This window comes from Novosphingobium sp. 63-713 (assembly GCF_001898925.1).
Classification (GTDB): Bacteria; Pseudomonadota; Alphaproteobacteria; order Sphingomonadales; family Sphingomonadaceae; genus Novosphingobium.
In genome coordinates this window covers 65,743-86,881 of record NZ_MKVS01000047.1, presented here as the reverse complement: position 1 = coordinate 86,881, position 21,139 = coordinate 65,743, and the positions used below count along the sequence as shown (strand labels likewise).

Below are 21,139 nucleotides of genomic sequence, written 5' to 3'. Positions count from 1 at the left end.
ATGGAGATAATGATCAGCCGAGATTCCAGCATGCAGCGTATCAGACTGTTTAGGAATGAACAGCTTGAAAAGCTTACCGTTCTCTCACCGCTCGGATTCGCCATAATCTGGAGCGTGGCCCTGCCATTGGTGCTCTGGGCGGCCTGGGGAACGGCGGCGCCGATGAAGGCGCTGGGGCTGTTCCTGGGGGGGCTGGTGGTGTGGTGCCTCTTTGAATATGTGATGCACCGCTATTTGTTCCATTGGGAAACCAATTGGGCTCCCGCACGCTGGCTGGTGTTCCTGATCCACGGCAACCACCACAGCAGCCCGAATGACGACATGCGCAACCTGATGCCTCCGGTGATCAGCCTGCCTGCCTCGGCGCTGATCTGGTGGGGGTGCATGGCGCTGGTGGGTCACGGCGGGACATGGCTGTTTCTGGGCTTCATCCTTGGCTATGTGGCCTATGACCTGCTGCATTTCGCCTGTCATCAATGGCCGATGCGCTCGCGGCTGGGCAAGGCGTTCAAGCGCCATCACATGCGCCACCACTATGTTGACGAGCATGGCAATTACGCGATCACCGCGATCTTCCTCGATTGGATCTTTCGCAGCCGGATCATCTCGCCGCGCGGTTGAGAGCGGTTAGCGCTGCAACCGGGCAATCGCCTCGGCCACGATCTCCATATGCCGGGCCCAGCTTGGATTGTGCCATGATGCCATGCGCTGTTGCTGCACCTGGTGCAGCGCGCCGCCGCCAGCATGGTCGAGGATAGCCGTCTTCCAGCCTGGCCCGTCCAGCGGATCGAGATAATCGGGCACATCCCCGCCCGCCTCGCGCAGGGCGGGCAGATCGCTGCACACCACCGGCGTGCCGACCGATAGCGCCTCGGCCACCGGCATGCCATAGCCCTCGGCAAAGGAGGGCAGCAGCAGCGCCCGCGCGCCCCGCAGCAGCCCGGCGATTTGCGTATCGGGACAGCCGTTAAGCTCCTCAACATGGCCCTTCAGCGCGGGGCAGCGCTCGAGCATGTCGATCACCTGTTCGTTTTCCCAGCCGCGCCGCCCGATCACCACCAGCCGGGGCACCTGCGCGGGTGGAAGAGTCTCTGCCAGATGGCGCCAGAGATGGAGCAGCAGCAGGTGGTTCTTGCGCGGCTCGATCGTGCCGATGCAGACGAAATAGGGCCGCCCGTCCGCCCAGACCGCAGGCGGCGCCTCGGCCATGCTCTCGGTGCCCAACAGGGCGACATGCATGGCGATATCGCGCCCCGACCGCGCAATCCACGGGGCAAAGGACGCCCCGGTGGCGGCGGAATTGACGATCACCCCATCGGCCAGCGCGGCCACCGTGGCCATCCGTTTGCGGTGCAGATCGGCGCCGTTGGGGCGGGCATATTCGGGAAATTCGATGGGGATCAGATCGTGGACCATGCAGAGATAGCGCGCATTCTCACGCGCCAGAATGCGGCGGATCAGATCCTGCCGGGTCAGATGATGGGGCGAGACCTGAACATAGACGCTTTTCCCGAGCGCCCGACGCACGCGTCTGGGCCAGAGCGCAGTCATCCACGGCAGACTAGAGATCACCGATTTTCGCGCGCCGCCGCTTTCCTCGCTCATCCAGCGCCGCTCCAGCTCATCGAGATAGGCCAGCGCCGCCTTGCGCGACAGGCGACCATAAAGGCCGGTGGGATGCACGGCGGCAAAGGCCAGATCATCGCCATAATGGGCCAGCATCCCGCGGGCATAGGCCATCTCGACCCGGTCGACCCCCGAGGGTGTGGAATAATGCACCCGCGAAATCAGCCGGGAAATGTCCAGAATGACGGAGCTCATTTCGTGCCTCTCCGGTTCAGGCGGGCCATCAACTGCCCTTGCCAGCGGCGCAGCGGGGCGATCCATTCCAGACGGTTGGGCGCGCGGTCGCTGGCCATGCGGCCGACCAGCACTTCGGGCGGGCAGGGCAGGCCGGTGATCGGATCGAGATAGCGCGGATAGAGGATCAGCACGCCCGCGACCAGTTCGTCCAGCGCCAACGCCCGCCCGCGCCGGTCAGGCACCGCGCCCAGATCGCGCGTCAGGCCCCATCCGGCATAGAAGGGCGTGCCATGGCACGTCACATCCCGCCCGCGCATCAATGCCTCAAATCCGGTCAGCGAGGTCAGCACATGGACCCCATCGACCGTATCGAGCAGCGGCGCCATGCCCCCGCCCCGCGCGATCCGGTCGGCCAGTTGCAGCACTTCGCCATCGGGCACGGCGCCCTTGCGATGACCGGCATCGACATCGGGGTGCGGGCGGAACCAGATCTCGGCGTCGGGTTCGAGCGCGCGCGCCCGGCGCAGCAATTCCAGATTCGAACGCAAACCGCCGCCGCCCGCGATCACCGACATGTCATCCTCGACCTGTCCGGGCACCAGCACCAATCGCCGCGCCCCGCGCCGGGGGGCATTTTCAGCGGTACCGGCGGCATATTTGCTGATCCCGGCCGCGACGATGGTTTCGCGCAAGGAGCGGGCGCGCTCGAGCAGTTCGGGGGAAAAAGCGGTCCGGGCCAGAATCGCTTCCAGATCGCTGGGCCGCGACGGGTCGAAATGGATGCCGCCCCGGTCAACCACGATCGAGGAGGGCGGCACGAGATTGCTGCCCAGCCCCACCGAGCGGACAAAGCCATCCTCGACCCTGACCAGCGGCACGCCCTGCGCCTTGGCCTCGGCCAGCAGGACGGGCGACACGCGCGAGGGCCAGATCGCCACCGCTCCGCCCCGGCGCCGGGCCGTGGTCAGGGCGCGGCGCGGGCTGGACACCATGCGCAGATTGTCCGCGCTCGACCACAGGAAACGTCGGATTTCGGCGCGTTTCCACCATGCCATGCCGCTGGCCACGACAATGCCGCGATTGGCCTCGATGATGCGCCGCCATTCCGCCAGAAGGTCGATGGTGGCCTCCAGCGTGGAAGGGCTGCCGGTAAAGGGATCGCGATAGTGCGCCGATGTCAGGGCGCGAAAGGCATGGCGGTCGAGCACGGCATCGTCCTCGCCCGGCGTGCCAAAGCGGCCCGGCGACAGCACGCGCACCGGCACCCCGGCGATGCGGGCCAGCGCGACCCATTCGTCATCGCCATGGGCCAGCAATTGTCCGGCCCCGGCCAACGCCGACCAAGGATCGACAGAAGCGCGCCATTCGCCGCCTTCGCGCTCGGTCCGGCGGGCCAGCGCCTGACGCAAGGTGCGCGCCGGCGAGGCGGCGACCCACAGGGCTGGGGAGGCGGGCGCCAAGGCGGCAACCTCTGCGGCATCGCGCGGGCGCACAACCATCTCGGCCGGGCCGGGCAGCCCGACGGGCGAGTCCCAGAAGGCTCCGCCGACCCGCGCCGCGCGCAGGTGGGCGAAAAGGGCTGCGGAATCGCCAGCTGCGGCCTCGTCACCGCTAAGGGCCACATGGATGGGCCCCACCCCCGGAAAGGGCGGCGCGCGCAGCAAAGGCGCGGTCACGGCCTCTGCCCCCATGCGGCGATTTCCAATTGCCCGCGCGCATCGCGGCGCAGCAGGCCATAGGCGCCGGTGGGCAGTTTGAGGCCGGGCATATCCCGCATCGCCGCCTGCAGCGCCGGATCGGCCAGCAGCGCGAAACGCGCAGCGCCATTGCTGGTGACCAGCAGGATCGGGCCATCGGCGGGGGGCGAGGCAAAAAGCGCCCGCCATCCGCTCAGCCGCTGTTCGGCATCGACCCGCCAGTCCGGCGGGGGCAGGGCGTGCGCATCCCATGCCGCCAGCGCATCATGGCCGATTCTGCCCAGAACTGTCGCTTCGTCCTTGTCCTCGTCCGGCCCATGGTCGATTTCGGCCAGCCAGTCGCATGACTCGGGCACAGGGATGTCGCTTTGCGCCGCCACAATCGCCTGAGCCGTGGCGCGGGTGCGCAGCAGGGGCGAGGTCAGCACGCGGGAAAAGCGCCAACCCAGCGCCGCGAAATGGGCGCCCAGCGCCTCGGCCTGCGCCTGACCTTGCGCGGTCAGCGGCAGATCGGTGCGCGCGCCGATGCGGCGCGGCTGCTCTCCGGCGGCAAAAGTGTTTCCGTGGCGGACGATAACAAACATCCCTGCGCGCTTAACCGATTCGGATCAGGCGGGAAAGGGATCACCCAGCCGGGCAATCGCTTCCTCGGCCCATTGCACATCGGCGGGCGTGTCGATGCCGGACAGGGCATGGTCGGGCGCGGTCACCTCGAATGTGTCGATGGTCCGCCCGCCTTCGAGAAAGCGGAGCTGTTCGAGCCCCTCGAGCACTTCATAAGGGGTGGGCGCACAGGCCGCGAACCAGTCGAGCGCGGCCATGCGATAGCCGTAAAGCCCCAGATGCTGCCACACGGGCGAGAGATCGCCCGCCGCGCGCAGGGCCTCCTCGTTGCGGATGGCCGGGATGATCGTCTTGGAAAACCACAGCGCCCGCCCATCGGGCCCGCGCGCGCAGGTGGTGCCGCTGAAAGGCGCGGTCAGCTTGTGATGGCGCAGCCGGTCGAGCCGCGCCCAGTCTAGCCGATAGACCGGCGTGGCCACATCGGCCTGCCCCCCGCGCAGGGTGCGGATGAGGCCCGCAACAATGGCGGGCGAGATGAAGGGGGCATCGCCCTGAAGATTGATGACAAGCCCCGGCGTCCGGGCCTGTTGATGCGCGGCGGCGCAGGCGCGGGCCGAACCGGAATCGAGCGAGGCGGGCGTCATCGCCGCACCGACCCCCAGCGCCCGCGCATGATCGGCGATGCGCGCATCATCGGTGGCCACGACCAGTTCGCAATGGCCCGCCTGCGCGGCCGCCACGCGCGCCACCCCCACCACCCGTTCGAGCAGCGTGCGCCCGGCGATCATCATCAACGGCTTGCCCGGCAGCCGGGTCGAGCCGTAACGCGCCGGAATAACGATCAGATCCGGCGCGGCCGATGACGCCATATCAGGCGCCATTTCAGGCAACACCGGTCCTGACGATGTCATGCATATGCACGATGCCGACCAGCTTTTCGTCATCTTCCACAACGAACAGCACCGAAATGGCGTTTTCATTGAGGATACGCAGCGCATCGGCGCAAAGCGTGTCGGGATGGACCATCACCGGGGTGGGTGACATATGCCTGCCGATTTCGTCCTGCAGATCATAGACCGCAATACAGCGGCGCAGGTCACCATCGGTAAAGGCCCCCACCAACCGCCCATCGCCATCGACAACCGCAGTGCAGCCATAGCGCTTGCGGCTCATTTCGATCGTGGCGCTCACCAGCGTGGCGTCGCGATAGACGCGGGGAACAGCATCATCCACGCCCATGATATCGGCCACGCGGGCCAGTTGCGCGCCCAGTTTGCCGCCCGGGTGGAACACGTGGAAATCCGAGGAGGTGAAGCCCCGCGCTTCGATCAGCGCCACCGCCAGCGCATCGCCCAGCACCAGTTGTAGCGTGGTCGAGGAGGTCGGCGCCAGATTGTTCGGGCATGCCTCGCGCACCACGGGCAGCTGAAGGCAGATATCGGCGGCGCGGCCGGCCGTGCTTTCAGGATGGGCCGTGGCCACGATCAGTTTGACGCCGAAACGGTGACAATATTGGAAGATATCGACCAGTTCGGCCGTCTCGCCCGACCAGGTGATGGCCAGAACCACGTCCTGTTCGGTGATCAGGCCAAGATCGCCATGGCTGGCCTCGCCTGGGTGCAGAAACAGTGCCGGGGTGCCGGTGGAGCGCAGGGTTGCGGCGATCTTGCGGCCGATAAGTCCGCTTTTGCCCATGCCGCTGACAACAACGCGGCCCTTGGTAAAGGCCATGATCTGGATCGCCGCGTCAACGGACTGGCTCAATTCGGGCGACTGGAGTGCGGACTTGAGCGTTTCGAGAGCCTGCAGCTCGATATCGAGAGTTTTGAGGGCCGAGGCGGCATGTCGAGCCTGAAATATTTGAGCGGTCATAGACATCCCTGATGGCATATAGGCGCTAAACTGTACAAGTCCGACCGACTTCGTAAGTATTGAAAACGGTTGGGGATTGCCAGCCCTTTCGTTCTCGGCCAAGGAGTGCCCTGTCGCGAGGGAAATGCGGTTCGTCGCAGAATGGCGTTTATAAACTCGTGTATTCAGTAATTTGGGGTTGAAGCACCATGCGCCTTTGCGGACACGAGATCGGCCACGATACGCCCCTTTTCGTTATTTGCGGCCCTTGCGTGATCGAGAGCGAGGCGATGACCCTGTCGATCGCGCAAACGCTGGCCGATATGGCGCGGCGCCTTGGCCTGATGGTGATTTTCAAGAGTTCGTTCGACAAGGCCAACCGCAGTTCCGACCGCTCGTTTCGCGGGCTGGGCATGGACGAGGGGCTGCGCATTCTTGAAAAGGTGCGGGCCGAGACCGGCCTGCCGGTGCTGACCGATGTGCATGAGCCGCATCAGGTGAGCGCGGTCGCCTCGGTGGTTGACGTGTTGCAAACGCCCGCCTTTCTGGCGCGCCAGACCGATTTTATCGCCGCCGTGGCCGCCTCGGGCAAGCCGGTGAACATCAAGAAGGCGCAGTTCATGGCGCCCGGCGATATGGTGCAGGTGGTGGCCAAGGCGCGCAATGCGGCCGCTGCGGCCGGGCATGACCCGGACAATTTCCTGCTGTGCGAGCGGGGCGCCTCGTTTGGTTACAACAATCTCGTTTCCGACATGCGCTCGCTGGCGATCATGGCCCAGACCGGATGCCCGGTGGTGTTCGATGCCACCCATTCGGTGCAATTGCCCGGCGGACTGGGCGAAAGTTCTGGCGGTCAGCGCGAATTTGTGCCGCTTCTGGCACGCGCGGCGGTGGCCGCCGGTGTGTCCGGCCTGTTCATGGAAACGCATCCGGACCCGGACAAGGCCCTGTCCGACGGCCCCAACGCGGTGCGGCTCGATCAGGTCGAGGCACTGTTGCGCAAACTGCAGGCGATTGACGCGGTGGTGAAGGGGTGAGCATTCGTCTGACGCAATTGCCCGGCGGCGATCAATACAGGGCGCGCTTGTAGTCAGCCCCTCATTTCGCCCTTGACCTTCCCATGATGGCAAGCCCCATCTTCACGCCAGAACCCGTTTCCCAAGCGTGAGCATCCGTCATGAGCAAGCCCCAATCCCAGCCCGCAACCGGCCCCACGCGGCGCCATATTGCCATTGAGGGCATGAATTGCGCCTCCTGCGTCGGGCGGGTGGAAAGGGCGCTGAGCAAGGTGGCGGGGGTGCGCTCGGTCAGCGTCAATCTGGCCACTGCGGGGGCCGATATTGTGGCCGATGCGGGGGTGAATCACGGCGCCATCGCCCGCGCGGTCGAGGAGGCGGGCTATCGCATTCCCTCCGCCGCGCAGGAACTGGCGATCGAGGGAATGAGCTGCGCCTCCTGCGTGGGCCGGGTCGAGCGGGCGCTGCTGGCGGCGCCCGGCGTTGCGGCGGCCTCCGTCAATCTGGCCACCGGGCGGGCGCAGGTGCGGGGAAGCGCGCCGGTCGAGGATCTGATCGCGGCGGTGGCCGGGGCGGGCTATCAGGCGCGCGAATATCGTGGCGCTGCGGCGCGCGACGAGGCGCAGGACCGCCGCGAGGCAGAGGCGCTGGAATTGAAACGCGATTTCCTGTTGGCACTGGTGCTCGCCCTGCCGGTCTTCGTGGTGGAAATGGGGTCGCATCTGATCCCGGGCGTGCATGAGCTGATCCACCGCACCATCGGCATGCAGAACAGCTGGTATTTTCAGGCCGCGCTGACCACGCTGGTGCTGATCTTTCCGGGGCGGCGTTTCTATCGCCATGGCATTCCGGCGCTGCTGCGGATGGCGCCCGATATGCATTCGCTGGTCGCGGTGGGCACGCTGGCGGCCTATGCCTATTCGCTGGTGGCGACGTTTGCGCCCGCGCTGCTGCCCCCCGGCACGGTTCATGTCTATTACGAGGCCGCCTCGGTCATTGTCGCGCTGATCCTGCTGGGCCGGATGCTGGAGGCGCGGGCCAAGGGGCGCACGTCCGAGGCGATCCAGCGGCTGGTGCGGCTTCAGCCCAGAACCGCGCGGGTGCGCGGCGGCGGGGAAGTGGCCATTGAGGATGTCATCGCGGGCGACATCATCGAGATCCGCCCCGGCGAGCGCATCCCGGTCGATGGCGAGGTGATCGAGGGCGAGAGTTTCGTCGATGAGGCGATGATCACCGGCGAGCCGATCCCGGTGGCCAAGACCATCGGCAGCGCGCTGGTGGGCGGCACGGTCAACCAGCAGGGCGCGCTGGCCTTTCGCGCCACGGCGGTGGGAGGCGATACGGTGCTCTCGCAAATCATCGCCATGGTCGAGGCGGCGCAAGGGGCGAAATTGCCGATTCAGGCGGTGGTCGACCGGATCACCCTGTGGTTCGTGCCCGCAGTGATGGCGGCCGCCGCGCTGACCTTTGCAGGCTGGCTGGCGTTTGGGCCGCCCCATGCTCTGGGTCTGGCGCTGGTCAATGCGGTGGCGGTGCTGATTATCGCCTGCCCCTGCGCGATGGGGCTGGCCACGCCCACGGCGATCATGGTCGGCACCGGGCGCGCGGCGGAAATGGGCGTGCTGTTTCGCCGGGGCGAGGCGCTGCAAATGCTGCGCGAGGCCAAGGTCATCGCGCTGGACAAGACCGGCACGTTGACGCTGGGGCATCCGGCGCTGACCGACCTGCATCTGGCCGAAGGGTTCGAGAGGGGCGCGGTGTTGGGCGCCATCGCGGCGGTTGAGGGTCGCTCCGAACATCCCATCGCCCGCGCGATTGTCGGGGCCGCGCAGGCCGAAGGGCTCAGCTCCGGCGCGGCGGTCGATTTTGCCGCCATCCCCGGCATGGGCGCGCGCGGCGTGGTCGATGGCCGCACGGTGGCGGTGGGCGCGGATCGCTATATGGAAAGTCTGGGGCTGGATACCGCGCCCTTTACGCAGATGGCGGCGCGGCTGGGCGCAGAGGGCAAGACCCCGCTTTATGCCGCCATCGACGGCGTGCTGGCCGCGGTGCTGGCGGTGTCCGATCCGGTCAAGCCGGGGACGCCCGAAGCCATTGCGGCATTCCATGCGCTGGGCCTGAAAGTGGCGATGATTACTGGCGACAATCGCGCCACCGCCCATGCCATTGCCGCGCGTCTGGGCATAGACGAGGTGGTGGCGCAGGTCATGCCCGAGGGCAAGGTGGAGGCGGTGCGGCGGCTTCAGGAGCAATATGGCCGCCTTGCCTATGTGGGCGATGGGATCAACGATGCGCCCGCGCTGGCGCAGGCCGATGTGGGCATGGCGGTGGGCACCGGAACCGATATCGCCATTGAGGCCGCTGATGTTGTGCTGATGACGGGCCATCTGGGCGCGGTGGGCGATAGCATCGCGCTGTCCCGCGCGACGATGGGGGTGATCGGGCAGAACCTGTTCTGGGCCTTTGCCTATAATGTCGCGCTGATCCCGGTGGCGGCGGGGGTGCTTTATCCGGTGCTGCTCTCGCCGGTGTTTGCGGCGGGCGCGATGGCGATGTCCTCGGTCTTTGTGCTGGGCAATTCGCTGCGGCTGCGGCAATTTGGGCGTCAGTTTCGGGCCAAAGGAGGCGCGCGATGAACATTGGCGAGGCGGCAAAGGCATCGGGCGTTTCGGCCAAGATGATCCGCTATTACGAAACCACCGGTTTGATCCCCAAGGCCGAGCGGCGGGATTCAGGATACCGCGATTATTCGCCCGCCGATGTGCACAATCTGCGCTTTATCCGCCGCGCGCGCGACATGGGCTTTGCCGTGGCCGAGATTCAGGAACTGCTGGGCCTGTGGCGGGACCGTTCGCGCCACAGCGCGGATGTCAAACGCATCGCTTCGGCCCATGTCGAGCAATTGAGCGCCCGCATCGCCGCGATGGAGGAAATGCGCAGCACGCTCCAGACGCTGATCGGATGCTGCGCCGGGGACGACCGGCCCGATTGCCCGATTCTGGCCGATCTGGAGGAGCCGGGGCTTGCGGTTCGCCCCGATGCGCAGGCCCGGCTGCGCGAGCGGTCAATTGCGAACCGGCGCGGATAGGGCGATTTTCTTTTCCCCTTGCTAGCGCTACCATAGTTTAATAGAACTATGGTTCTAAAATAGACCGAGGGGGGATGACATGGTTACGCGACGTTCTGCATTGGAAAGCCTTGCCACCGGAGCGATGGGGGCCGCGCTGCCCGCCGTTCCCGCTCTGGCCGCACAAAAGCCGCGCCCTGTCATCCAGGCCACCGGCCACGCCACTGGCCCTGAGGGCGAACGCCGCGCCGATCTTGGCAATGGCTGGTATCGCAATCCGATCATGCCGGGCGATTATCCCGATCCTTCGATCCTGAAGGATGGCGATGATTATTACATGACCCATTCCAGCTTTGAGGCCGCGCCGGGCCTGATCATCTGGCATTCGCGCGATCTGGTGAATTGGCGCCCGATCGGCCCCGCGCTGGAAAAGCCGCTGGGCACGGTGTTCGCCGTGGACATCGCCAAGCATAATGGCCGTTATTACATCTACATCCCCTTCATGCACGCCCCATGGGCCAAGGATCTGCACAGTTTCGCCAATATCTATGTCATCCATGCCGACAGCATGGCGGGGCCTTGGAGCGATCCGGTTGATCTGAAAATCTATGGCCTGATCGATCCGGGCCATGTGGTGGGCGAGGATGGCAAGCGTTACCTGTATCTCTCGGGCGTGAACCGGGTGGCGCTGGCCGATGATGGCCTCTCCACCATCGGCCCGGTCGAACCGGCCTATGATGGCTGGCACTATCCCGATGAATGGATCACCGAGGGCTATTCGCTGGAAGGCCCGAAACTGTTCCGGCGCGGCGAGTGGTTCTATCTGGTCTCGGCCGTGGGCGGCACATCCGGTCCGGCCACCAGCCATATGGTGATCATCGCCCGCTCGAAATCGGCGAAGGGGCCTTGGGTCAATTGCCCGCATAATCCGATTGTGCGCACGCATAGCGACAAGGAGGCCTGGTGGTCGCGCGGCCATGCCACGATGGTGGAAGGGCCTAAAGGCACTTGGTACATGGTCTATCACGGCTATGAGAAGGACTACCGCTCGCTGGGCCGCCAGACCTTGCTGGAGCCGATGACGTGGGACGCCGATGGCTGGCCGCGCGCGCTGGGGGGCGACCTGTCGCTGGCCATGCCGATGCCGACGGGCAAGGCGGGCACTCCGGGCGGCTTTACCCGCAGCGATGATTTCACGCGGCCCGCCTTTGGCACCCGCTGGAGTTTCTATGGCGCCGCGCCGGGGGAACTGGCGCGGGCCAAGGTTGGGGGCGGCGTGTTGACGCTGGAGGCCAAGGGGACCGGCCCTGCCGATTGCTCGCCGCTGACCCAGACCGTGGGCGATCATGCCTATGAGATCAGCGTGAGCGTCGATGTCGATGCGGGCGCGCAGGGCGGCTTGCTGCTGTTCTATGATGACCGGCTGTTTCTGGGCATGGGCATCGATGGGCAGAAGATGATCACATGGCGCGGCGGTCGCTCCAGCTTCTGGCAGGAACCCGCGCCCAAGGTGGGCAAGCTGCACCTCAAGATCGTCAATGACCGTCAGATCGTGACCTTTTACTACAGCCTCGACGGAAGGACATGGACCCGCCACGGCATCCGCAGCGAAGTCTCGGGCTATCAGGCCAACACGGTCGATGATCTCTCCTCCCTGCGCCCCGCGCTTTATGCCAGCGGCAAGGGGACGGTGCGGTTTATGGACTATCGCTTCCGCGCCCAGCCCTAGGGAGGCAATTCCCTCGCAGGCAAGGATCTGGTGCAGCGCCAGCCAGCGACCGCTGGCGCTTTGCCCTCTAATCCCCATAGACGCAAAAGAAGCGGGATGCGGGAGAAGAGAATGAGACGGAGCCTGTTTGGCGCGATGGTCAGCGTGTTGGCCATTACGGCGGCCAATGCTCTTGCCCAAACGGGCGAGGATTGGATCGCGCGCCTGCCGCAGGGGCCGGGCCGCGCCGAATTCGCCGCCAATTGCAGCAAATGCCACGCCATCGGCACCGTCACCGCCAAGCCGAAATCGGCCGCCGACTGGGACGAGACGCTGGCCAAAATGAAGAAGCAGGGGCTGATCATCACCCCGGCGGATGAGGCGGCGGTGCGCAGCTATCTTCTGGCCCATTATCAGGCCAAGGAGGGCGGCGCGGGCGCGCCGATGCCCGTGGCGACTGGCGAGGCCAAGGCGCTCTATCCCCGGCCCAGCGGGGCGAACCAGTGGCCAGCCTATGGCGGCGGCGGGGGCAATGGCAATTTCTCCCCCCTCACGCAGATCAACGCCCGGAATGTGGGCCGCCTGCAACCGGCATGGACCTTCCGCTATGGCACCGGCCCCAGCAAGGCGGGCGATCAGGGGCTGGATTCGCGCTTTGAGGTAACGCCGCTGCTGATCGGCGGGGTGATGTATATTTCCACGCCCGCCACGCCGCTCAAACCCGATCTGAAGGCCAGCATCACCGCCATCCGCCCCGAAACCGGCGAGGTGATCTGGAAATATGAAAGCCCCAAGGGCATCCACGGGCGCGGCATTGCCTATTGGCCCGGAGACGCCAAGACCGCCCCGCGCCTGATCTTCGGCACCGATGAGGGCTATCTGATGGCGGTGGACGTTACCACCGGCCAGCCCGCGCGCGGATTTGGCCGGGGCGGGGTGATTGACGCCTATATCGGCGTGGCGTCGGAAATCGTGGGCGAGTCGCGCCGTTCCACCTTCACCATCCCCAATCCGGTCACAATCTGGCGCGACCTGATCATCACCGGCGCGCGTCCGGGCGAGGGCGGCCCGCCCCAGCCGCGCGGCGACATCCGCGCCTTTGACGCGCGCACGGGCCGCCAGGTCTGGGCCTTCCACGTCATCCCCGAACCGGGCGAGGCCAACCATGACACCTGGGTGGGCGATGAATGGCGCGATACGTCCGGGGCCAATGTCTGGTCCACCATGGCGATCGACGAGGAGCGCGGCATCCTCTACGCCCCCACCGGGGACGCCAATTCGGGCGCCAAGGGGCCGCAGCTTTATTCCGACACTTTGCTGGCGTTGGATGCGGCGACGGGCAAGCTGCTGTGGCATCACCAATTGACCCATCATGACATCTGGGACTGGGATTCGCCCACGCCGCCGCTGTTGGCCGATGTGATGCAGGGGGGCAAATCGGTGCCCGCCGTGATGCTGACCGGCAAGCATGGGCTGTTCTTCATGTTCGACCGCGTAACGGGCGAGCCGCTCAATGGCTTTACCGAAAAGCCCACGCCCCGCGCGGATGAACCTAACGATGAAGTCTGGCCGACCCAGCCTTTTCCCGATGCGCCCGGTCCGATTGCGCGCATCACGATGAAGCGCGAGGAGATCCCCGATCTGCTCCCCGGCATGAAGGCCGCCTGCACCGATTTCTGGGACAGGAACGGCATCGTGGTGGGCGACCTTTACGCCCCGCGCCAGAGCAGCGCGCACGCAACCTTGACCTATCCCAGCCCGGTGGGCGGGCCAAACTGGGGCGGGGGCAGCTATTCCGCGCCGCTGGGCTATTATTTCGTCAATGTGCAGAACCGCCCGGTCTATCGCCCCAAGGTGGCGGCGGGATCGGGCGTGGGGATGATGAACCGTAATGTGCCCGCAGGCCCGCCGCCGCCCCGCCCCACCGGGCCCCGCCCGCCGCAGGGCTTTACCTATAGCGCCAATGGCGTGAACCTCTCCTGCGGCGCGACGCCTTGGGGCGAGCTGGTTGCGGTCGATGTGGCGAAGCGCAGCATCGCATGGCGCGTGCCGCTGGGCATTACCGAGGCGCTGGGCAAGGCTGGCCTCAACACCGGCGCGCCCAATATCGGCGGCAATATCGTCACCGCCGGGGGCGTGGTGTTTATCGGGGCGACTAACGACCACCGTTTCCGCGCCTTCGACGCCAAGACCGGCAAGCTGCTCTGGCAAAGCGTGCTGGAGGCCTCGGCCCATTCGACGCCGATCACCTATATGGGCGCGGATGGGAAACAATATGTCGTGGTGGCCGCAGGGGGCGGCACGGCGGTGGGCGGGCCGGAAATGTCCGACACGCTGGTGGCCTATCGGTTGCCGTAAGGGGGATAATGTGATGCGTAAGATGTTCTTGCTGGCGGGTTTGCTGCCCGCCGCCGCGCTGGCCCAGACGCCGCCCCCCGCGCCCGCTGCCCCGCCGCCGATGATGCCGCAATCGAGCGTCAATGATCCCTGGCCGGGGATGAAGAAGCTGCTGATTATCGCGGATGTCCAGACCGGATGGCATCACGATTCAATCAACCATGCGATGGGCGTGATCGAACAGATGGGCCGCGAGCATGGCGAATGGGCTACCGTGATCCGCACCGACAGCCAGTTGATCACCAAGGCTCCGATTGTTGGTCAGGGCGCGCGCTATGCGGGCAAATTCGTCAATGCCCGCAATTTGGACCAGTTCGACGCGGTGTTCTATCTGGGCAGCGGGGCAGGGGCGCTGTCCGATCAGCAGAAGGCCGACCTGCTGTCTTTCGTGAAGCAGGACGGCAAGGGCTTTATCGCAGGGCATGCCGCCACGGTCGCCTATTACGAATGGCCCGAATTTACCCAGATGATCGGCGCCTTTATGGAAAGCGAGTTTCGCGTCGATACGATGCAGATTATCAACGAAGATCCGGCCTTCCCCGGCGCGGGCGTCTTTCCCAAGACTTTCGCCTATACTGACCAGTTTCCGGTGATGCGTATGCCGTTTACCAGCAAGGACGCGCATGTCATCCTGCGGCTGGACCCGAGCAAGATGACGCCGCAGCAGCGCAAGACCCGCGCCGACGATGATTTCCCGCTGGTCTGGGCCAAATCCTATGGCAAGGGCCGGGTCTATAACCTGACCATCGGCCATCAGGAGCAGGTCTGGGACGACCCCAAATTCCGCGAGATGGCGCATCAAGGGATCCGCTGGGCGCTCGGGCTGGTGGACGCGAAAGTGGACCCGCCAGCGCCGCCCGCGCCGCCCCGGTCAAAGGGCAAATAAACTCTCCTCCCGCGAGCGCCCGGCCCCAAAAGCCGGGCGTTTTGCTGCCCGCTGCCCGGTCCCCACCTGTGCAGTCTCAGTCCAGAGATTGGGGCCTTCGCAGCTAGGGGCGCAGGAGACGGGCGGGCGTATGCCGGAACCATAATCCGGCAAAACAACCGGACACCAACAAGGGGGACAGGATGAAGATCGGGCAAACAGGCCGCGTGGCTTTGGGCATTTCCTATATGGCGCTGGCCATGGCGGGCGCGGCCCATGCGCAGGATATCAGCGGCCACGGGGCGGCCGAATCGGCCAGCAAACAGGATGCCGAAATCATCGTGACCGGCACCGCGATCAAGGGCGTGGCCCCGGTCGGTTCGGCCACCGTCACGATGGACCGCGCCAGCCTTGTGGCCAGCGGCGTGCGCGACACGGCGCAATTGATCGCTCAATTGCCGCAGGGGTCCAGCCTTGGCACCAGCCAGAATTCGACCGGCGGGCGGCAACAGGGCGTCAACCTGCGCGGGCTGGGCAACAATGCCACGCTGCTGCTGTTCGATGGCCATCGCTGGGCGCCGCAGGGCGTGATCTCGCAGATCCCCGATCCTTCGGTCATCCCCTTTGCCGCGATTGAGCGCGTCGAAGTCGTCACCGACGGCGCCTCGGCCATCTATGGGTCGGACGCGGTGGCGGGCGTGGTCAATTATGTGCTGCGCAAGGATTATGAAGGGCTGGAACTGACGGGCCGCTATAATCACACGCTCTATGACCAGCGCGCGTTTGAAGGCGTATTGGGCCATCGCTGGAGCGAGGGCGGCTTCATGCTGGGCTTCAGCTATACCGACCGCGATCCGGTGAAACGCGCCGCGCGCGATTATCTGCGCAATGATTTGCGTCCCTATGGCGGCAACAACAACAATCTGATCGGCACCACGGTGTTTCCCGGAACGCCCGGCGCGCTGATCATCGGCAGCACGGTTTACGGCCTGCCCGCCACCAATGGCGCGGTGCCCACCGCCGCGCAGGTGACGGCGCTGAAAGGCAATCCCACACTGGCCGATCCGGCGGACATGTATGATTACTTTTCCAGCCGCAAACAGATCAGCGTGCTGCTCAAGGCCCATCAGACCATCGGCGCGGGCGAGCTGAGCGGCACGGTCAATTACAACCGCCGCGAAAACTCCGCCCGCGCGCAGGAGGCCCTGCCCAATATCTCGATCAACCTGACCCCCAGCAGCCCGTGGTATATCCCCGGCCTGACCACGGGCAACGAGACGCTGGTCTATAATCTGGGCCTCAATTACGCCAATTATGACCTGACCCAGCGCAACAAGGAGGAGACGTTCAACTCCACGCTGGAATACAAGACCCGCATCTTCAAGGGTTTCGACTGGACGACCTACGGCTCCTACGGCTTTTCGTCCGGGTGCAACGTGTGTCAGCCGCAGGCCAACACCACCATTGCCGCTGTTATCGCCAACAATCCCAGCTATTATTCCAGTTTCAACCCCTATCAGCCCGGCCAGCAGAGCGGGGCCGACATGCTGATCGGCGGGTTTCTGCAGGAGGCCAAATTCCGCACCGCCGATTTCGGCACCAAAATCAGCGGGGCGCTGTTCGGTCTGCCCGCTGGGTCGGTCAAGGTGGCGCTGGGCGGGGAATATACCGAATACTGGTTCTGGCTCTTGGCGCAAAACAAGCTCAACCTGCAAAACGCCTTTCAGGTGTCGCGCAGCACCAAGAGCGGGCGCCATGTCTCCTCGGCCTATGGCGAGGCGTTCATTCCGGTGTTTGGCGCGGCCAATCGCATCCCAGGCTTTGACCGGCTGGATCTGAGCGCGGCGGTGCGCTGGGACAAATATTCCGATTTCGGCACCACGGCCAATCCCAAATTCGGCCTGACATGGCAGCCGACCGGCGGCGTCAAGCTGCGCGGCAGTTGGGGCACATCGTTCCGCGCGCCCACGCTGATCGAGAGCAATCCGGCAACCGTGGGCCAGACCAACCGCGCCTATATCGCCAATGGCGCCAATGATCCCTCGGTGCCCGTCACGCTGTCGAGCACGGGCCAGAGCGCAGTGCTCAACCGCACCGGCAACACCGCGGGGCTGAAGCCGGAATCGGCGACCGTCTGGTCGCTGGGGCTGGATCTGACGCCTGCCTTCACGCCCAATCTGAAATTCGGCGTCACCTATTACAACGTCAATTACAAGAACCGCATCGAGAACCTGCCCAACCAGACGGCGACCAATGCGCTGGTCCTTTCCAGCCCGGCCAATCGCGCGCTCTACAGCGACTATTTCATCGTCGCGCCCCAACCCAGCACCTGCGTCAACGGCAATTACGCGACCTATAATCCGGCCTATCTGCCCTTCCTGACCGACAAGAACGCGGTGTTTACCCCCAGCACGATCAATGACTGCACGCTGACCGGCATTGTGAATGGCGGCACGCAGAACCTTGGCAATGTGAAGCAGAGTGGGCTGGACTTCACGCTCAACTATCGTCTGGAAACCAGGGCGGGCACCTTTGCCTTTGACGGCAGCTTTACCAAGATCCTGAACCTGCAAAAGAGCCTGACGCCGACGGGGGCGCTGTTCAATGCGCTCGATACGTTCGGTTTTCAGGTGTCCTCGCGCGGGCGGGCCTCGGTGTCCTGGCGCAAGGACGGGTTCAACGCCAATATCGCGGCCAATTATGTCGGCTCCTATCTCAACAATGCCACGATCACCGTGGCGGGCGTGAAACTGCCCGATACGCAGATCCCGGCATGGACCACGTTCGACGGCAATCTGGGCTATGAATTTGGCGAGAACCACCGCTGGCTGAGCGGCACGCGGCTGGCGCTGGGGGTGCAGAACCTGACCGACAAGGCGCCGCCGATTGTCCTGTCGGGCACCAATGCGGTCGATACCAACAACCACAATGTCTGGGGCCGCATCTGGACCTTTGAAATCAGCCATAAGTTCTGAGCCCGGCCATCATCCACCCTTGGCCCCGGCAGCCTGTCTGTCGGGGCCGTTTTGTGTACTAGTGTGAACATATGTTGTCAGGAGGTCCGGCCTGGGTTAGGCTGGCGCGCAGAGGATAGAGGCAAAAATGCTGGAAAATTGCGGGAGAAATGCCATGCGTTCATGGTCCACCGACACCCATACAGAAGTGAACCATCTGGTTTACTGGCGTGAGGCGATCTGTGAGGCGATCTTTGAACTGGACTTTACCAGCAAGGACGAGGGCGTGGCGGCCAGTATGCAGCAGCATGACCTTGGCCCGCTCAAACTGAGCGCGATTTCCATCGGCAGCGCGCACAGCGTGGTGCGATCCCAAGGCGCGGCGGCGCGTGAGCGGCAGCCCCATCTCAACCTCAACTGGATCCGCAGCGGGGCATGGCAGGTCGATCATTATGGCCGCCGGGTCGATCTGGGGCCGGGCGACATGGTGCTGCTCGACAATCGCCAGCCCTACAGCGTCACCACCGAGCATGGGTCGGAGCATATCGTGGCGCGCCTGCCGATTGAATGGGTGCGCTGCTGGCTGCCCTCGCCCGAAGCGGCAGTGGCGCGGGTGGTGCGCGCGGGCGACCCGTGGCATGGGGTGCTGGAGGCGACGTTGACCGAGGCGATCCGCGATGATCGCGGCGATGAGGCATGGCGCAGGCTTTGCACGCAACAGATCGGCGGGGCGCTGGCGCTGATGCTGGGGGCCAATGAAAGCCGCCTGTCGAACCACACGCGCCAGCTTTACCGCCGCATCCGTACCGCCATCCAGAACCGCTTTTTCGAACATGAACTTGATGCGGCCAGTGTCGCTGCCGAGGTGGCGATCTCACCGCGCTATCTGCACAAGATTCTGGCGCAGGAGGGCACGACCTATGTGCAGGAACTTTTCGCCGTGCGTCTGCAACATGCCTGCGCCTTGCTGAAAGACCCGCGCTTTGCCGAATTGTCGGTGTCGGAAATCGGCTGGCGTTCGGGCTTTTGCGATCCCAGCCATTTTTCCCGCCGCTTCAAGGCCCATGTCGGCCAGACGCCCGGCCAGTGGCGGCAAGAGGGTCAGGGACAGCAGGACATGGAACAGAACCTGCATTGACCCGCGTGCATCGCGAGCCAAGCATTTGTTCGCCCCCAAGCAGCGTCGGGGCTGCGCCTTGCTGATAGACCGGCCTGACAAGGCAAGCATAACGGGGAAGACTATGGCGCTTAAAGGTCGCGCATTCATCATCATGTGGCATGACATCACCGCGCAGGGCGATGATGATTACCACCAGTGGCACACGCATCAGCATATGCCCGAGCGGCTTGACCACGCCGGGTTTCGCCGCTCGCGCCGGGGGGTGAACCGGGGGCTGGAGCGCCAGACCTATTTCACCCTGTATGAAGGCGCTGATCTGGCCGGTTTCGTAGCCGATGATTATGCCCACAGCCTGAATTTCCCCACCGAATGGACCCAGTCCATCGCGCCCCATTTCCGCAATTTCCTGCGCATGGCGTGTGAAGTGCTGGAAACCGGCGGGCGCGGGGTGGGGGGCGCGCTGGTGTCGCTGCGCCTGCGCCTGCCCGCCGGGATGGATGAGGGCGAGGGGCATCGCGCGCTGGCCCCCGCGCTGGCCGCGATTAATGCCATGCCGCAGGTGACATCGGTGCATCTGGCCGCCGCCCGGCCCGATTATTCCGAAATCCGCACCTCCGAAACCGAATTACGCCCGCCGATGAGCGAGCCGCCCTTCGATCTGGTCATCCTGGCCGAATGCATGGGGCTGGCCGAGGCGAGCGCGGCGCAGGGCGCCATGGTCGCCGCCGTCGAACAGGCCGGTTTTGCAGAACCTTTGGCGCAGGCCTATGACGTGGCCTACACGCTGGAAAAGCGAGAGGCGCAATGAAGGCGCAAGTGGGGAAACCGACCCGCAAGCGCTATGCGATGCTGGCGCTGGTCGCGCTGGCTACGGCGCTCAATTATCTCGACCGCACGCTGATGGGCGTGGCCGCCCCGGCGATGAGCCGCGAACTGGGCCTCGGGCCGGAGATGATGGGGCTGGTTTTCGCCGCCTTTTCGTGGAGCTATGCGCTGGCGCAGGTGCCGGGCGGGATCTTCCTCGACCGCTTCGGCACGCGGCTGACCTATGCGCTCTCGCTCTCGATCTGGTCGGCCTGCACGGTGATGCAGGGCATGGTGCGCGGCGGCTGGGCGCTGATCGCGGTGCGCCTTGGGCTGGGCGCGGCCGAGGCGCCCTGTTTTCCCGCGAACAGTCGCGTTTTGATCGCATGGTTTCCACGCGGCGAGCGGGCGCGGGCCAATTCGATCTATTCGGTGGGCATGTATTTCGGCATCGCCTTTTGCAGCCCGGTGCTGTTCTGGATGGCCGCCCATTGGGGCTGGCGCGCCTTGTTCTGGATCGTGGGCGGGATCGGGATCGGCTATGGTCTGGTGTGGCATCGGCTCTATCGCGACCCGGCGGAGCATGTGGGGGTCAACGAGGCCGAACTGGCCCTGATCCGCGCCGATGGCGGGGCCACCCAATCCGAACCCCCGCGCCCCTTCCGCTGGAGCGATGTTGCCTATCTGCTGCGCCAGCGCAGCATCATCGGCGCCTCGATCGGCCAATTCGCCACCAATTCCACGCTGGTCTTCTTCCTCACCTGGTTCCCCACCTATCTGGCCAGCGAGCGGCATATGGATTGGCTTAAAGCCGGGATCTACGCGATGGTGCCCTTTATGGCGGCGTCCCTTGGCGTGCTGGCGGGAGGGCAGGCGTCGGACCGGCTGCTGCGTGGCGGTGTCTCGCTGGCCGCCGCGCGCAAGGCTCCGGTCATTACGGGCCTGATGCTTTCCACCCTCATCATTCTGGCCATCTGGCTGGAAAGCGACGCCGCCGTGATCGCGGTGATGAGCATCGCCTTTTTCGGTCAGGGCATGTCCAATCTGGGCTGGACTTTGGTGTCGGAAATCGCGCCCACGCGGCTTGCGGGCCTCACCGGGGGTCTGTTCAACCTTTGCACCAATCTGGCGGGCATCGCCACGCCGATCATCATCGGCATGACGGTGGGACGGACGGGTTCGTTCTTCATCGGCCTGATCTTTATCGGGGCGATGGCCTGCCTTGGCGCGGCCTCCTATGCCTTTGTCGTCAACCGGGTCGAGCGGCTGCCCAATCCGGAATAGGTGCGGGGA

The 21,139-nt window shown here is 65.1% G+C and carries 16 protein-coding genes; 11 read left to right on the top strand and 5 right to left on the bottom strand.

Annotated features, from left to right (window positions below):
• Positions 1-114 precede the first annotated feature (114 nt).
• Entirely contained in the window at positions 115-621 is a 507-nt protein-coding gene (locus tag BGP00_RS18795) for a sterol desaturase family protein (RefSeq protein ID WP_292688104.1), read from the top strand.
• Positions 622-627: 6 nt separating this feature from the next.
• On the opposite strand, the gene BGP00_RS18790 is transcribed toward BGP00_RS18795, so the two are convergent.
• Genes BGP00_RS18790 through BGP00_RS18770 form a run of 5 tightly spaced genes read right to left on the bottom strand, consistent with a single transcriptional unit; the run spans position 628 to position 5,936 of the window.
• The gene (locus BGP00_RS18790; protein WP_292688102.1) at positions 628-1,821 is read right to left on the bottom strand and encodes a glycosyltransferase family 1 protein; all 1,194 of its coding nucleotides are present in this window, start codon (positions 1,819-1,821) and stop codon (positions 628-630) included.
• Complete coding sequence (locus BGP00_RS18785) at positions 1,818-3,494, bottom strand: beta-3-deoxy-D-manno-oct-2-ulosonic acid transferase (RefSeq protein WP_292688099.1); 1,677 nt, start codon at positions 3,492-3,494, stop codon at positions 1,818-1,820. The genes BGP00_RS18790 and BGP00_RS18785 overlap by 4 nt, the downstream gene beginning before the upstream one ends.
• Complete coding sequence (locus tag BGP00_RS18780) at positions 3,476-4,084, bottom strand: histidine phosphatase family protein (protein ID WP_292688097.1); 609 nt, start codon at positions 4,082-4,084, stop codon at positions 3,476-3,478. Before BGP00_RS18780 ends, BGP00_RS18785 begins: the two co-directional genes overlap by 19 nt.
• A gap of 24 nt (positions 4,085-4,108) precedes the next feature.
• A complete protein-coding gene (kdsB, locus tag BGP00_RS18775; protein ID WP_292688095.1) occupies positions 4,109-4,933 on the bottom strand; it encodes a 3-deoxy-manno-octulosonate cytidylyltransferase in 825 nt (274 codons plus the stop codon).
• 13 nt (positions 4,934-4,946) lie between these two features.
• Positions 4,947-5,936 (bottom strand): KpsF/GutQ family sugar-phosphate isomerase, encoded by a 990-nt coding sequence (locus tag BGP00_RS18770; RefSeq protein ID WP_292688093.1) that lies wholly within the window; start codon positions 5,934-5,936, stop codon positions 4,947-4,949.
• 188 nt (positions 5,937-6,124) lie between these two features.
• Here BGP00_RS18770 and kdsA point away from each other — a divergent pair, with 188 nt between their 5' ends.
• From kdsA to BGP00_RS18720, 10 genes are all read left to right on the top strand, one after another.
• Positions 6,125-6,952: a 3-deoxy-8-phosphooctulonate synthase gene (kdsA, locus tag BGP00_RS18765; protein ID WP_292688091.1), complete on the top strand. Its 828-nt coding sequence runs from the start codon at positions 6,125-6,127 to the stop codon at positions 6,950-6,952.
• Between the two features lie 140 nt (positions 6,953-7,092).
• Positions 7,093-9,567: a heavy metal translocating P-type ATPase gene (locus tag BGP00_RS18760; RefSeq protein WP_292688089.1), complete on the top strand. Its 2,475-nt coding sequence runs from the start codon at positions 7,093-7,095 to the stop codon at positions 9,565-9,567.
• Positions 9,564-10,019 (top strand): Cu(I)-responsive transcriptional regulator, encoded by a 456-nt coding sequence (gene cueR, locus BGP00_RS18755; RefSeq protein ID WP_292688087.1) that lies wholly within the window; start codon positions 9,564-9,566, stop codon positions 10,017-10,019. The genes BGP00_RS18760 and cueR overlap by 4 nt, the downstream gene beginning before the upstream one ends.
• Positions 10,020-10,098: 79 nt before the next feature.
• Positions 10,099-11,727 carry a family 43 glycosylhydrolase gene (locus tag BGP00_RS18750; RefSeq protein WP_292688085.1) on the top strand — a complete coding sequence of 543 codons (1,629 nt, stop codon included), beginning with the start codon at positions 10,099-10,101 and terminating at the stop codon, positions 11,725-11,727.
• 111 nt (positions 11,728-11,838) lie between these two features.
• Entirely contained in the window at positions 11,839-14,064 is a 2,226-nt protein-coding gene (locus BGP00_RS18745; RefSeq protein WP_292688083.1) for a PQQ-binding-like beta-propeller repeat protein, read from the top strand.
• Between the two features lie 13 nt (positions 14,065-14,077).
• Positions 14,078-14,989 carry a ThuA domain-containing protein gene (locus BGP00_RS18740; RefSeq protein ID WP_292688081.1) on the top strand — a complete coding sequence of 304 codons (912 nt, stop codon included), beginning with the start codon at positions 14,078-14,080 and terminating at the stop codon, positions 14,987-14,989.
• A 182-nt stretch (positions 14,990-15,171) separates the two neighbouring features.
• Positions 15,172-17,943, top strand: a complete 2,772-nt coding sequence (locus BGP00_RS18735; RefSeq protein WP_292688079.1) for a TonB-dependent receptor — start codon at positions 15,172-15,174, stop codon at positions 17,941-17,943.
• A 154-nt stretch (positions 17,944-18,097) separates the two neighbouring features.
• Positions 18,098-19,060, top strand: a complete 963-nt coding sequence (locus BGP00_RS18730; protein WP_292688077.1) for a helix-turn-helix domain-containing protein — start codon at positions 18,098-18,100, stop codon at positions 19,058-19,060.
• Positions 19,061-19,163: 103 nt separating this feature from the next.
• Positions 19,164-19,850 (top strand): hypothetical protein, encoded by a 687-nt coding sequence (locus tag BGP00_RS18725; RefSeq protein WP_292688075.1) that lies wholly within the window; start codon positions 19,164-19,166, stop codon positions 19,848-19,850.
• Positions 19,847-21,130 (top strand): MFS transporter, encoded by a 1,284-nt coding sequence (locus BGP00_RS18720; protein ID WP_292688074.1) that lies wholly within the window; start codon positions 19,847-19,849, stop codon positions 21,128-21,130. Before BGP00_RS18725 ends, BGP00_RS18720 begins: the two co-directional genes overlap by 4 nt.
• Positions 21,131-21,139: the final 9 nt, after the last annotated feature.

Excerpts from the sequence above, each read along its gene's own strand:
- BGP00_RS18790 (WP_292688102.1), bottom strand. The coding sequence starts at position 1,821 with ATGAGCTCCGTCATTCTGGACATTTCCCGGCTGATTTCGCGGGTGCAT.
- BGP00_RS18785 (WP_292688099.1), bottom strand. The coding sequence starts at position 3,494 with ATGGGGGCAGAGGCCGTGACCGCGCCTTTGCTGCGCGCGCCGCCCTTT.
- BGP00_RS18780 (WP_292688097.1), bottom strand. The coding sequence starts at position 4,084 with ATGTTTGTTATCGTCCGCCACGGAAACACTTTTGCCGCCGGAGAGCAG.
- kdsB (WP_292688095.1), bottom strand. The coding sequence starts at position 4,933 with ATGGCGTCATCGGCCGCGCCGGATCTGATCGTTATTCCGGCGCGTTAC.
- BGP00_RS18770 (WP_292688093.1), bottom strand. The coding sequence starts at position 5,936 with ATGACCGCTCAAATATTTCAGGCTCGACATGCCGCCTCGGCCCTCAAA.
- kdsA (WP_292688091.1), top strand. The coding sequence starts at position 6,125 with ATGCGCCTTTGCGGACACGAGATCGGCCACGATACGCCCCTTTTCGTT.
- BGP00_RS18760 (WP_292688089.1), top strand. The coding sequence starts at position 7,093 with ATGAGCAAGCCCCAATCCCAGCCCGCAACCGGCCCCACGCGGCGCCAT.
- cueR (WP_292688087.1), top strand. The coding sequence starts at position 9,564 with ATGAACATTGGCGAGGCGGCAAAGGCATCGGGCGTTTCGGCCAAGATG.
- BGP00_RS18750 (WP_292688085.1), top strand. The coding sequence starts at position 10,099 with ATGGTTACGCGACGTTCTGCATTGGAAAGCCTTGCCACCGGAGCGATG.
- BGP00_RS18745 (WP_292688083.1), top strand. The coding sequence starts at position 11,839 with ATGAGACGGAGCCTGTTTGGCGCGATGGTCAGCGTGTTGGCCATTACG.
- BGP00_RS18740 (WP_292688081.1), top strand. The coding sequence starts at position 14,078 with ATGCGTAAGATGTTCTTGCTGGCGGGTTTGCTGCCCGCCGCCGCGCTG.
- BGP00_RS18735 (WP_292688079.1), top strand. The coding sequence starts at position 15,172 with ATGAAGATCGGGCAAACAGGCCGCGTGGCTTTGGGCATTTCCTATATG.
- BGP00_RS18730 (WP_292688077.1), top strand. The coding sequence starts at position 18,098 with ATGCGTTCATGGTCCACCGACACCCATACAGAAGTGAACCATCTGGTT.
- BGP00_RS18725 (WP_292688075.1), top strand. The coding sequence starts at position 19,164 with ATGGCGCTTAAAGGTCGCGCATTCATCATCATGTGGCATGACATCACC.
- BGP00_RS18720 (WP_292688074.1), top strand. The coding sequence starts at position 19,847 with ATGAAGGCGCAAGTGGGGAAACCGACCCGCAAGCGCTATGCGATGCTG.